The 13,057-nt window shown below is 67.5% G+C and carries 11 protein-coding genes; 9 read left to right on the forward strand and 2 right to left on the reverse strand.

Annotated features, from left to right (window positions below; genetic code table 11):
• Positions 1-118 precede the first annotated feature (118 nt).
• Complete coding sequence (locus tag C882_RS08095; protein WP_009540088.1) at positions 119-985, reverse strand: alpha/beta fold hydrolase; 867 nt, start codon at positions 983-985, stop codon at positions 119-121.
• Positions 986-1,263: 278 nt separating this feature from the next.
• Between C882_RS08095 and C882_RS08100 the strand changes: the two genes are divergently transcribed.
• From C882_RS08100 to C882_RS08115, 4 genes are all read left to right on the forward strand, one after another.
• Complete coding sequence (locus tag C882_RS08100) at positions 1,264-1,932, forward strand: GntR family transcriptional regulator (RefSeq protein ID WP_043644157.1); 669 nt, start codon at positions 1,264-1,266, stop codon at positions 1,930-1,932.
• A gap of 77 nt (positions 1,933-2,009) precedes the next feature.
• Positions 2,010-3,509, forward strand: coding sequence for an aldehyde dehydrogenase family protein (locus tag C882_RS08105; protein WP_009540090.1), 1,500 nt, complete (start codon positions 2,010-2,012; stop codon positions 3,507-3,509).
• A 93-nt stretch (positions 3,510-3,602) separates the two neighbouring features.
• On the forward strand, positions 3,603-5,969 hold the full coding sequence (locus tag C882_RS08110) for a penicillin acylase family protein (RefSeq protein WP_009540091.1): 2,367 nt from the start codon (positions 3,603-3,605) through the stop codon (positions 5,967-5,969).
• Positions 5,966-7,273, forward strand: a complete 1,308-nt coding sequence (locus C882_RS08115; RefSeq protein WP_009540092.1) for a threonine ammonia-lyase — start codon at positions 5,966-5,968, stop codon at positions 7,271-7,273. The genes C882_RS08110 and C882_RS08115 overlap by 4 nt, the downstream gene beginning before the upstream one ends.
• A 108-nt stretch (positions 7,274-7,381) precedes the next feature.
• Here C882_RS08115 and C882_RS08120 read toward each other — a convergent pair whose 3' ends face one another.
• A complete protein-coding gene (locus C882_RS08120; protein WP_009540093.1) occupies positions 7,382-7,858 on the reverse strand; it encodes a flavin reductase family protein in 477 nt (158 codons plus the stop codon).
• 272 nt (positions 7,859-8,130) lie between these two features.
• Here C882_RS08120 and motA point away from each other — a divergent pair, with 272 nt between their 5' ends.
• The 5 genes from motA to C882_RS08145 all read left to right on the forward strand — a co-directional run bounded on the left by motA (position 8,131) and on the right by C882_RS08145 (position 13,056).
• Complete coding sequence (gene motA, locus C882_RS08125) at positions 8,131-8,991, forward strand: flagellar motor stator protein MotA (RefSeq protein WP_009540094.1); 861 nt, start codon at positions 8,131-8,133, stop codon at positions 8,989-8,991.
• A 44-nt stretch (positions 8,992-9,035) separates the two neighbouring features.
• Positions 9,036-10,010 carry a flagellar motor protein MotB gene (locus C882_RS08130; RefSeq protein WP_009540095.1) on the forward strand — a complete coding sequence of 325 codons (975 nt, stop codon included), beginning with the start codon at positions 9,036-9,038 and terminating at the stop codon, positions 10,008-10,010.
• Between the two features lie 248 nt (positions 10,011-10,258).
• The gene (locus C882_RS08135; RefSeq protein WP_043644407.1) at positions 10,259-11,011 is read left to right on the forward strand and encodes an arginyltransferase; all 753 of its coding nucleotides are present in this window, start codon (positions 10,259-10,261) and stop codon (positions 11,009-11,011) included.
• A 178-nt stretch (positions 11,012-11,189) separates the two neighbouring features.
• Positions 11,190-12,290: a TRAP transporter substrate-binding protein gene (locus tag C882_RS08140; RefSeq protein ID WP_043644162.1), complete on the forward strand. Its 1,101-nt coding sequence runs from the start codon at positions 11,190-11,192 to the stop codon at positions 12,288-12,290.
• A gap of 211 nt (positions 12,291-12,501) precedes the next feature.
• Positions 12,502-13,056, forward strand: a complete 555-nt coding sequence (locus C882_RS08145; RefSeq protein ID WP_009540098.1) for a TRAP transporter small permease subunit — start codon at positions 12,502-12,504, stop codon at positions 13,054-13,056.
• The last annotated feature ends 1 nt before the right edge of the window (position 13,057 follow it).

Genomic DNA, 13,057 nt, shown 5'->3' on the forward strand with positions numbered 1-13,057 from the left:
CCTCTCTGCCGACTGTCGACCGCCTGTTCCGGCGGGACAGGGTCTGGGCGGCGCCTTCCCTACCGGGCGCCGCCATCGACCTGGACCCGCGTCTTCGCCGGAATGCGGCATCGCGGCGTCACCCATGGCCCTTCAGGAAGTCGAGTACCGGCGCCATCTGGTCGAACGACATCAGCCACGGTGCATGGCCCGCGCCCGGCACCTCCACCGTTTGGCAGCCGGGGCCCCGGCGCTTCATTTCTTCCAGCACCTCGGCCGGCAAAAGGTCCGACTCCGCGCCGCGCACGACCAGTACAGGCACCTGCACCCGGTCCCACAGCGCCCAGAGGTCGATGGGCTGGCCGGGCTCGATGGCCTGGAACGCCTGGGCGATGGCCGGATCATAGGCCAGCCGAAGCCCCTGTCCCTGCGGGTCGGGGCGCGTGGAGTGGTCGACGAAGGCGGGCCAGCGCTCCGCCGGCATGGGGCCGTAAGTGGCTGTCCGCTCCTTCAGGCGCTGCTCCGCCGCCGCCCGGTCCGGGAACAGCGGGTCCTCGCCCACGTAGGTGCCGATGCGCGCCAGCCCGTCCCACGGAACCAGCGGTCCGATGTCGTTGATGACGAGCCGGCGGATGGGCGTGTTGGGCGTGGCCGCCAGCATCAGGCCGATCAGCCCGCCCATGGACGTGCCCACCCAGTCCACCGACTCCACGCCGCTGCGGGCGATCAGCGCCGCCATGTCGGCCAGGTAGAGCGGATAGGTGTAGCCGGACTTGTCATCGAGCCAGTCGCTCTTGCCGCGGCCGAGCACGTCCGGGCACAGCACGCGGCGGTGCAGGTCGTGATCCAGGCGTTCTGCCAGGGCGTCGAAGTCGCGCCCCTGGCGCGTCAGCCCGTGGACGCAGACAACCACCTCGCGCCGGTGCGGATCGCCCCAGGACGTGTAGGCCATGTGCTTGAAGCCCTCGGGCCGCAGCACCCGCACACCCGTCTCGATCATGCCCATGTGGTCGCCTCCTCCCGGTTCCGCTGGCGTGGTGGAACGCGATGGTCGGGAATTTCGCGCCCCGGCACAAGAGTGGCCGGACCCGCCCCTGCGGGAAAGGGGCTGGATACTTTAAGGCTGCTTGATGTATACAAGTTGGGTCACAGGGAGAAACGTCCGGCGGTTGCGCCGGCGTACGATCGCAGACAAATGCCCGACAGAGGCCGCCACCGGTGCGAAACGCCGGGGCACGATCGGCGCCATCAGGCCCCGCCGCAACCAAGGGAAGACAGGCGCGCATGCCGAGAAGATCACCAACGCGCGCGGACCAGTTGCGCCGCGCCCTTGAGGAAGACATTTTCGCCGGCACCCTAAAACCGGGGGACCGGCTTGACGAGCAGTCCCTCGCGCATCGGTTCGAGGTGTCCCGCACACCCGTCCGCGAGGCCCTGCGCCAGCTTTCGGCGTCAGGTCTCGTGGAAGTCCGCCCGCGCCAGGGCGCGGTGGTGTCTGTCATCACTCTGCCCCGCCTGGTGGAGATGTTCGAGGTCATGGCCGAACTTGAAGCCATGTGCGCCCGCCTCGCTGCGCGGCGCATGAGCGACAAGGAACGCGCCGACCTCAAGCGTTTCGTCGACGAATGCGAGGACTTCGAAAAGAAGACGGACCTGGAAGGCTATTACGCGGCCAACAAGGTCTTTCACGACGCCATCTACGACGGCAGCCACAACGAGGTGCTGGCGGACATGACCCGCTCGCTGCACCGGCGCACGGCGCCCTACCGCCGTCACCAGCTCAACCGGCCGGGCCGCATCAGCGAAAGCCTGTCCGAGCACAAGGAGGTGGTGGACGCCATACTCGCCTACGACGCCGACCAGGCCGGCCGCCTGATGGCCCGGCACGTCAACGTCCAGGGTGACGTCTTCACCGACTTCATTTCCACCCTGCCCACGGGCTATGTGGCCTAAACAATGAAGGCAAAACAAGCCACTAGGGCAGCATCCTGATCCACAACGAGAACACGTCCAAGAGGCCCCCGAACGCCATGAACATGGTCAGCAGCATCCCGCAGAACACCGACCCCTTCGCGCTCGCCAAGGAGCTGTCGGGCTTCCACCTGATCGACGGCGAGATGGTCAAGGCCGTCTCCGGCAAGACCTTCGACGTGGTCAACCCGGCCACCGGCGCCGTCATCGGCCAGGCCGCTGACGGCGACGAGGCCGACGTCGACCGCGCCGTGCAGTCCGCCGCCGCCGCGCAGAAGGCGTGGAAGAAGATGCCGGCCCGCGAGCGCGGCAAGCTGGTGGCCGAGTGCGGCCGCCGCCTGACCGAGCACGTGGAGGAACTGGCGCGCCTGATCGCGCTGGAAACTGGCAAGGCCCTGCGCACGGAAAGCCGCGTGGAGGCCAACGTGCTGGCCGATGCCTTCGTGTTCTACGGCGGCCTGGCGAGCGAGCTGAAGGGCGAGAGCGTGCCCTTCAACCCCAACATGCTCACCGTCACCCAGCGCGAGCCCATCGGCGTGGTCGGCGCGATCATCCCGTGGAACGTGCCGCTGATGCTGATGGCGCTGAAGATCGCGCCGGCGCTGGTGGCGGGCAACACGGTGGTGGTGAAGTCGGCGGAAGAGGCGCCGCTGACCGTCCTGCGCGTCTGCCAGATCATGAACGAAGTGCTGCCCAAGGGCTGCTTCAACATCCTGTCGGGTTTCGGTCCGGAGTGCGGCGGCCCGCTGGTCGCGCACCCGAAGGTTGGCAAGGTGACCTTCACGGGCTCCGTCGAGACCGGCAAGATCGTCTCCAAGGCCGCTGCCGAGAAGCTGATCCCGGTGACGCTGGAACTGGGCGGCAAGAGCCCGATGATCGTCTTCGCCGACGCCGACCTGGACAAGGCCGTGGCCGGCGCGGTCGCCGGCGTGCGCTTCACCCGCCAGGGCCAGAGCTGCACGGCGTCCAGCCGCATCTACGTGCACGAGAGCATCCACGACGAATTCGTGGCCAAGCTCAAGGCCAAGGCCGACGCCATGAAGATGGGCGACCCGCTGGACGAGGAAACCGACATCGGCACCATCGTCAGCCCCGACCAGATGGAGCGCGTGAAGGGCTACATCCAGAAGGGCATCGACGCCGGTGGCACGGCCAACCTGTGCTCCGCCCTGCCCGACGATCCGGCGCTGAAGAAGGGCCTGTACGTCCAGCCCGTCATCTTCACCGACATCTCGGCCGACGCGCCGCCGAGCCGCGAGGAAATCTTCGGCCCGGTCACCTGCGTCTTCAAGTTCACCGACTACGAACAGGTGATCGAGGCCGCCAACGACAGCGAGTTCGGCCTGGCCGCGACGGTCTGGACCAAGGACCTGCACACCGCCATGGACGCCACGCAGCGCCTGGAGGCCGGCTTCGTGCAGGTGAACCAGAACCTGGTGGTGCAGCCCAACCTGTCCTACGGCGGCATCAAGAAGTCCGGCATCGGCCGCGAGGCCTCGCTGGAGGCCATGCTGGAGCACTTCACCCACAAGAAGACCATCATCTTCAACATGGGATGACGGCGACGGCCGCTTGAGCGGGCGGCCCGATGATACAAGATAGAGGGGTGCCGGTTCACCGACCGGCGCCCCTTTCGCTTGCCGGGAATGGACATGGCCATCCACCGCCGCCTGCGCCTGCACCACTGGATCACCGCTCTGCTGCTCGTGCTTCTGTCGCTGGTCATCCTGGCGATGCTGGGGGCGTGGCTTCTGTTGCACGGCAACCTGCCGCGCACGACGGGTGCGCTCGACCTGCCGGCCCTGGACGCGCCGGTGGAGGTGGCGCGCGATGCCCACGGCATCCCCACCATTCGGGCCGGGAGCACCCGCGACGCATACCTGGCGCTGGGCTTCGTGCACGCCCAGGACCGCTTTCAGCAGATGGAATTCATGCGCCGCCTGGGAGAGGGACGCCTGGCGGAGGTGATCGGCGAGGGCGCGGTCGGCATGGACCGCTGGAGCCGCACCCTCGGCCTGCACCGGCGCGCGCAGCAAAGCTATCGGGCCCTGGGCGACGAGGCCCGGGCTGCGCTGGACGCCTACGCCGCCGGGGTGAATGCCTGGCTGCGGCGCCGCGACTCGTGGCTGCCGCCGCCGCTCACGCTGCTCGACGTCCGGCCCGACCCCTGGACGCCCGCCGACAGCCTGGTGTGGCAGCGCCTCATGGCCTTCCGCCTGGCCGGCAATTGGCAGGACGAGGCCGCCCGGGCGCGGCTGCTGGATGCCGGCCTGCCGCCGGAGCGGGTTGCCGACCTGTGGCACGAGACGCAGGGCGTGACGGTTTCCGAACCCGTCACCATGCCGCAGCCGGTGCGCGAGGCCGCCCTGCCCCCGGCCCCTCCGGCCGCGCTGGCGGCGACGCTGGCCTCGAACGCCTGGACCGTGGCGCCGGCGCGCTCGGCCACGGGCGGGGCGCTGCTCGCCAACGATCCGCACCTGGGCTACCAGACGCCCATCCTGTGGTATCTGGCACGGCTGGAGACCCCGGATTGGCAGGTTTCCGGCGCAACCGTGCCGGGCGTTCCCTTCCACCTGATCGGCCACAACGGCCGCATCGGCTGGGGCATCACCACCACCCACGCCGACACCAAGGATCTGTTCATCGAAACGGTCACCGGCGATGGCACCGCCTATCTTGCACCCGACGGCCCCCGCCCCTTCGAGACGCGGGAAGAGGTAATCGAGGTGCGCGGCGGCGAACCGGTGACCTTCACGGTGCGCGAAACCCGCCACGGCCCCGTCGTGACCGACCTGCGCGGCATGGCGGGCGTCGCCGGCGGGACGGACGTCGTCGCGCTCGCGGCCACCGGACTGATGGAAGGGGACCGCACGGCCGAGGCCATCATGCGCCTCAACCGCGCCGGCAACCGGGCTGAATTCCTGGAGGCCATGCGCCTGTTCCACGCCCCCATGCAGAACGTCTTCTTCGCCGCCACCGACGGCGACACCGGCTTCATCAGCGCCGGCCGGGTGCCTGTGCGCAAGGCGGGCGACGGACGGGTGCCGGTGCCAGGCGCCGGCGGCTCCCACGACTGGACGGGCTTCGTGCCCTTCGAGGACCTGCCCCAGGCCTTCGCCCCGGCGTCCGGCACGCTGCTGAACGCCAACAACCGGGTGGTCGGCGACGGCTACCCCCACCTCATCACCGCCCACTGGCCGCCGCCCTGGCGGGCCCTGCGCGGCGAGGCATTGCTCGCCGGTCGCGAGGCGCACACGGTTGCCGACATGATCGCCATGCAGCACGACATGCGCTCGACCATGGCGGAAACGCTGGTGCCGGTGCTGCTGGGTGCGCTGCCCGCCTCGCCCGACACCGCCGAGGCCCGGCGCCGTCTTGAGGCCTGGGACGGCACCATGGACCCGGACCGGCCGGAGCCGCTGATCCTGTCTGCGTGGCTGCCCCGGATCGAAAAGGCCCTGACGGCGGATGAACTGGGCGACCGTGCCGGCGATTGGCGGGAGAACGGCGAGCGCTTCATCGCCGCCGTCGTGTCGTCGCGTGACACCTGGTGGTGCGACAGAAAAGACACTGGCGCGTCAGAGACTTGCGGCGATATCCTCGACCTTTCCCTCAGCGACGCGCTGACCGATCTGCGCGCCCGTCACGGCGAGGACATGGATGGCTGGCGGTGGGGCGACGTCCACGAGGCGGCACTGGACAACCGGTTGTACGGGCGTATTCCGCTCATTGGCGGCTGGTTCAACCTGCGGCCGGAGGTGGGCGGCGGAAACCACACGCTGCTGCGGGCCGGCTACTGGAACGGCGGCGAGAGCGGCCGATTCGACGCCGTGCACGGCGCAGGGCTGCGCATGGTGCTCGACATGGCCGATCCCGGCGCGTCACGCTTCATCATCGCGACCGGTCAGTCGGAAAACCCGCTTTCCGATCATTATGCCGACCAGATGCCGCTTTGGTCGCGCGGCGCGACACTGACGCTGGACGGCGAACCGGCTTCCGTGCTTCGCTTGGAGCCATGACCGCGAAAAAAACCCCAGACCCCGCTCAGGCTCCCGACCCGACGGAGCTTCCCGACGCCGTCCGCATGCCCGTCGCCGCCGCTGACGTGACGCTTGACGACATCCGCGCCGCCGCCCGGCAACTGGCCGGCACCATCGTGCGCACGCCGATGGTCGACAGTATGTCGTTGTCGCGCCTGTTCAAGAGCGACCTGGTTCTCAAGCTGGAGAACACCCAGGTCACCGGCTCCTTCAAGGCGCGCGGCGCCCTCATCAAGATGCTGACCCTGCCCGATGAGCAGCGCCGCCGCGGCATCGTCGCCATGTCGGCGGGCAACCACGCCCAGGGCGTGTCCTACCACGCCGGCCGCCTGGGCATTCCGGCGACCATCGTCATGCCCGAGGGCACGCCCTTCACCAAGGTGCGCCTGACCGAGCAGTGGGGCGCGAAGGTTGAACTGGTGGGCGAGACCCTTGAGGCCTCGCGCGAGCACGCCGACCGCCTGGCCGCCGAGCACGGCCTCGCCTTCGTCCATCCGTACGACGATCCCGCCATCGTGGCCGGACAGGGCACGGTCGGCCTGGAAATGATGGAGGACCGGCCGGACGTCGACGACATCATCGTGCCCATCGGCGGCGGCGGCCTCATGTCCGGCGTGGCGACGGCGGTCAAGGCGATGAACCCGGGTGTGCGCATCATCGGCGTGCAGGTGGCGGCCTATGCCGGCTATGCCATGCACCGCATGGGCGGCATGCCGCCGGCCGGCGGGCAGACGCTGGCCGAGGGCATCGCCGTGAAGAGCCCGGGCGGTTTCACCACACCCATTCTCGACCGTTTGGTGGACGAGTTGGTGGTGGTCGACGAGCCGGCGCTGGAACGGGCGGTCCAGTTGCTCATGGAGGAACAGCACGTGGTGGCCGAGGGCGCCGGGGCCGCCCCGCTGGCCGCGGTCATCTCCCGGCCCGACATGTTCGAGGGGCGGCGGGCCGCCCTGACCATCTGCGGCGGCAACATCGACAGCCAGTTGCTGGCGTCGATCCTGCTGCGCGGCATGGCTCGGGCGGGACGCATGGTCAAACTGCGCGTGGAAATTCCCGACCGCCCTGGCGTGCTGTCCAAGGTGGCCGCGATCATCGGCCAGGGCGGCGGCAACATCATCGAGATCTACCACCACCGCCTGTTCCTGGACGTGCCGCTCAAGCGCACCGATGTCGATGCCGTCATCGAGGCCACCGACGCCCCGCACGTCCACCGCATCATCGAGGCGCTGAACGACGCGGGCTTCCGCACCAGGCTGCTCAGCACCATGGGCCAGGAAAGCTGAGACGCCCCGAGAGCGCCCTCCTGCTCGGATAAGCGAACGGCCGGCCCCGCGGATGCGGGCGCCGGCCGATTTCTTTGCGACCTTAACGGAACCTTAGGTGGGAAGGCCTCAGGAATCGACCGTCGCGTAGGCACCGCGGAAGTACACCAGCGGCTGCCCGCCCGCCTGATAGTCCACACGCTCCACCTTGCCGATGAAAATCAAATGGTCGCCACCCTCGGCCACACTTTCGACCACGCAGTCCAGCACGGCCAGAGAGTCGGGCAGCACCGGCGCGCCCGTGGTGCCCGGCGTGACGGCCAGACCTTCGAACTTGTCGTCACGACGGCTGGCGAAGCGGATGGAAACCTCGCGCTGGTCCTCGCGCAGAACATTGACGCTGAATCCGCCGTCGCGGAAGGCGTCGATGTTGCGCGTGTTGCGATCCAGGCAGAACAGCACAAGCGGTGGATGCAGCGACAGCGACGTGAACGAGCTGACTGTGACGCCGACCGGTCGTCCCGCCGCGTCGGTTGTCGTCACGACGGCCACGCCGCTGGGAAAGCAGCCAAGCGCCTTGCGAAAGGAACGTTCGTCGATGCTCATGAAGCGCCTTCCCTTGAGACCTGTCCACGGCGGCCGGCCCAGGGCTCGGCGGCCCGCCGGCGGGATGGACCTAGCATGATTGCGCAAGCCGCGCAAAGGTGAGATTTCCTTACACCTTCGGCGGATGATGCTTCCCTTTCGATACCCCCCGTCGCTATAATCCCCGCCGCGCATCGGGTCCTTCGGTCAAAAGACTGTAAGAAAAAGCTTTTTCGTCGCGGTCGCGATGCGGGCAGAAGCCTCGAAGATGTGAACGTCGCCAGGACACCAGAATGCTTATCATCATCGGCTCGATAATCGTCACGGTCAGCGTGCTTGGCGGCTATGCCATGCACGGGGGCGACCTGGGCGTCCTGTGGCAGCCGTTCGAGTTCGTCATCATTTTCGGTGCGGCCATCGGCGCCTTCATCATCGGCACCCCGAAGTCCATCGCGGCGGACACGATCAAGGCGATCGGCCCGATGATGAAGGGGCCGAAGTACAAGAAGGATGATTTCCTCGAGCTTCTGTCCATGCAGTATTCGGTCTTCAAGCTGGCGAAGACCAAGGGCGACCTGGCCCTGGAAAGCCACGTTGAAAAACCCGGCGACAGCCCGCTGTTCCAGCGCTTTCCCAAGTTCGCATCCGATCACCACAACCTCGCCTTCCTGTGCGACTACCTGCGCCTGCTGACGCTGGGCACCAACAACGCCCACGAGGTCGAGGCCATCATCGACGCCGAGATCGAGGCCCACCACCACCACAAGCACTCCATCTCCTCGGGCGTCATCACCATGGCCGATGGCATGCCGGCGCTGGGTATCGTCGCGGCCGTGCTGGGCGTCATCAACACCATGGGCTCGATCACCGAGCCGCCGGAGGTGCTGGGCAAGCTGATCGGCGCGGCACTGGTCGGCACCTTCTCGGGGGTGCTGTTCTCCTACGGCTTCTTCGCCCCCTACGGCCGTGCCATGGAAGCGGTGTTCGAGAACGAGACGCTGTACCTGAACTGCATGAAGGCGGGCCTGCTGGCCCACATGCAGGGCTACGCGCCGCAGGTCTCCATCGAATTCGCCCGCAAGATCCTGCCCGACCACCTGCGTCCCACCTTCCAGGAACTGGAAGAGACCGTCACCAACCTGCCCAGCGAGTAATCGAGCAACCGGCCGGCCGGCCGGTGAAAGGTTGAGAGGCCGCCATGGCGGAACAGAACGTCACGATCATCAAACGGGTCAAGAAGGGCGGCGCCGCGCACCATGGCGGCGCCTGGAAGGTGGCCTACGCCGACTTCGTGACCGCCATGATGGCGTTCTTCCTGCTGCTGTGGCTGCTCAACGCGGTGACCGAGGAGCAGCTTCAAGGCATCTCCAACTACTTCAACCCGGCGACCGTGTCGCAGAACCCGTCGGGCGCCGGCGGCATGCTGGGGGGCCAGGTCATCGGCGAAGGCGCGAGCCAGAGCAACACCGGCTCGCCCATCGAACTTACCCTGCCGCCGCCGACCATCGGACAGGGCGGCGAGGACTTCACTGACCCCAAGGAGGGACTGACCGAGCAGGACGTGGACGAAACCGCCTCGGGCCGCCGCGGCACCGACATGGACGCCGAAGCCGAGCGCGAGGCCGAGCGTCTGGAGGCCCAGGCCGACCGCGTCGCCGACGAATTGCGCGCCGCCATGCAGTCGGTGCCCAGCCTGGCGAAGCTTGCGCCCAACCTCATGGTCGACCAGACGCCCGACGGCCTGCGCATCCAGATCGTCGACAACGAGGGCAACAGCATGTACCCGGCCGGCAGCGCCGCCATGTTCCCGCAGACCCGGCAGTTGCTGACCCTCGTCGCGGGCCTCATCCAGGAGGTGCCGCAACAGATCGCCATTGACGGCCACACCGACGGCACGCCCTTTGCCGACGACACCGGCTACGGCAATTGGGAACTGTCGGCCGACCGCGCGCTGGCCGCCCGGCGCGTGCTGCAGGAGGCCGGCATTTCCGACGATCAGATCAACCGCGTGACCGGCAAGGCGTCGTCGGAGCTGCTGGTGGAGGGCAATCCGACCAGCCCCCGCAACCGCCGCATCAGCATCACGCTTCTGCGCGACAAGCCGATCGAGGACGAAGCAGAAGAGCAGGAAGGCCCCCGCCGCCTGCCCAGCATCATCCGCGGCGGCCCCTGACCCGCCGTCCGCCCGCCCTGCATTCCAAATGCGGCGTGCGTGGATCGTCCGGCGGGTACCTGCCGTTTTTCCTCACGGAATGCGCCGACGCGCATTCCCGCCGCGAAGGGGTGGCGAGACGCCGCCCTTTGCCCCATAGTTGGAGGAAACAGCGCCCCACGGTGGCTGAGACGGCGGCGCCGGGATCGTCGCGAGCAGCACCCGTACGTCCCGTCCGGTGATGAAAGGAGCGGCAGGTCTCCATGGTGATGGAACATCAGACGGTCAAAAGACCGCAATTCTTCTTCACGACGGCGCCCATGCCCTGCCCCTACCTGCCGGGCCGCATGGAGCGCAAGATCGTCACCGAACTGAACCAGCCCGGCGCCGACGCCCTGCATGACGTCCTGTCCCGCGCCGGCTTCCGCCGCAGCCATTCGATCGCCTATGCCCCGGCCTGTTCGGGCTGCAACGCCTGCGTGCCGGTACGCATCGTGGCGGCCGAGTTCCGCATGACGCGCAATCAGCGCAAGGTGTGGAACGCCAACTGCCACCTGACGGTCAACCCCGCCCCGCCGCGTGCGACGGCCGAGCAGTATGCCCTGTTCTCGCGCTATCAGGCGGAGCGGCACACGGGCAGCGACATGGCCCTGATGGGGTTCTACGACTATCGCTCCATGGTCGACGAAAGCCCCATCGACACAACGCTGCTGGAGTTCCGCGACGACTCGGGCGAGTTGAAGGCCGTTTGCCTGACCGACCGCATGAGCGACGGCCTGTCCGCCGTCTACAGCTTCTTCGACCCGCGGCTGCACAGGAAGTCGCTGGGCACGCACATGATCCTGTGGCTCGTGGAAGAGGCGCAGCGGCGCGGCCTGCCCTACGTCTACCTGGGCTACTGGATCCGCGAGAGCCGCAAGATGGCCTACAAGATCCGTTTCCAGCCGCTGGAGGGCTTTACCAGCCAGGGCTGGCGGCGGATCGATGAAACGTTCGAGCCAGAGCGCCCGATCGGCCGTTAGCCAAACCCGACTCACGACGTTGCACATTCACCGAAATCGCTTATACTTCCGCAACTTGATTGCGGAGCCGCCTTCGCGTGTCTTGAACCACATGCATATGAAAACCATGTGGGCTGAACCGGGATTAACCGGATAGTTGCAACAATTGGTTCCGTCTATTCGACGAGAGGAAATGTCCATGAAGCGTCGTGATTTCATTAAGGGTGCCGTTCCGGCCGCTGCCGGCCTCGCCGCCGCCTCTTCGCTGTCCGCGCCGGCCTATGCCCAGGGCAAGCGCCAGCTGAAGCTGGTGACGACCTGGCCGAAGAACTTCCCCGGCCTGGGTACCGGCGCGCAGCGCTATGCCGACCGGATCACCGCCATGACCGACGGCACCCTCGAAGTGAAGCTGTTCGCGGCCGGCGAGCTTGTGCCGCCGTTCGAGTCCTTCGATGCCGTCTCCACCGGCACCGCCGACATGTATCACGGCGCCGAGTACTACTGGCAAGGCAAGAGCCCGGCCTTCAACTTCTTCGCTGCCGTGCCGTTCGGCCTGACCGCGACCGAAATGAATGCCTGGATCTACCACGGCGGCGGACAGCAGCTGTGGGACGAACTGTCGGCCAAGTTCAACATCAAGGCCATGCCCTGCGGCAACACGGGCGTGCAGATGGGCGGCTGGTTCAACAAGGAAATCACCAGCCTGGACGACTTCAAGGGCCTGACCATGCGCATGCCGGGCCTGGGCGGCGAAGTGCTGCGCAAGATCGGCGCGACCGCCGTGGCGCTGCCGGGCGGCGAAATCTTCCCGGCCCTGCAGTCGGGCGCCATCGACGCCACCGAGTGGGTCGGTCCCTGGAACGACCTGGCCTTCGGCTTCTACCGCATTGCCAAGTTCTACTACTATCCGGGCTTCCACGAGCCGGGCGCGACCCTGTCCACCGGCATCAACCTGGACACCTGGAACGAGCTGACCGAGGGCCAGAAGGCCGTCGTCGAGGCCGCTGCCAAGGCCGAGAACACCTACATGCTGGCCGAGTTCAACGCGCAGAACGGCAACGCGCTGAACACGCTGGTGAACGAGCACAACGTGCAGCTCAAGAAGTTCCCGGAAGACGTGCTGAAGGCCATCGGCAAGGCCTCGGGCGAGGTCATCGCCGACCTGGCGGCTCAGAACGAGGACGTCGCCAAGGTCTACGACAGCTTCATCAAGTTCCGCCAGAACGCGATGGAGTGGGCCAGCGTCTCCGACCAGGCCTACTGGGAAGCGCGCGCCCTGGACTACCCCTACGGCGGATAAGGCGGTCGCGGCGGAGGCATAGGCCTCCCGCCGCCAGGGCCTGCGTTTCCAGAAGGAGGCGCAGGCCCCGCCTTTTTCGTGGCATGGGCGCCCGGCACATCATGACCGCCATGGCGTCGGCGGCCTGATCCGCGCATACTGCCCACGCTCCCGCTCCCGACATTCCACCGCCGGACGCTCCCGGCCCTCCAGCCCTCCGAGAGACGCAATCGTGCAGGCACTACACTCACTGGCGCGGGGTATCGACCGCACCAACGACCTCATCGGCCGCGCCGTGGCGTGGCTGACGCTCGCCATGGTCCTCATCCAGTTCGTCGTCGTCGTCCTTCGCTACGTCTTCGGCCTCGGCTTCATCTGGATGCAGGAAAGCATCCTGTACATGCACGGCATCGTGTTCCTGGTGGGCGCCGGCTATACGCTGCTGAAGGACGGCCACGTGCGCGTGGACATCTTCTATCGCGAGGCCCGGCCGACCCGGAAGGCGCTGGTGGACCTGCTGGGCGTCATCTTCCTGCTGGTGCCGTTCTGCGCGCTGGTGTGGACGGTCGCCCTGCCCTACGTGATGAATTCCTGGGCCGTTCTGGAAGGCTCCAAGGAAACCAGCGGCATCCAGGGCGTCTACCTGCTGAAGACCTCCATCCTGGTGTTCACCGTGCTGGTCGGCCTGCAGGGCCTGGCGACCGCGCTGAAGTCCATCCTCGTGCTGTCCGGCGTATTGGACGACAACGGCGACACCACCGGCGCCGAACGAGGGGGAGCGCACTGAG

This window comes from Caenispirillum salinarum AK4 (assembly GCF_000315795.1).
GTDB classification, from domain to species: Bacteria; Pseudomonadota; Alphaproteobacteria; order Rhodospirillales; family Rhodospirillaceae; genus Caenispirillum; species Caenispirillum salinarum.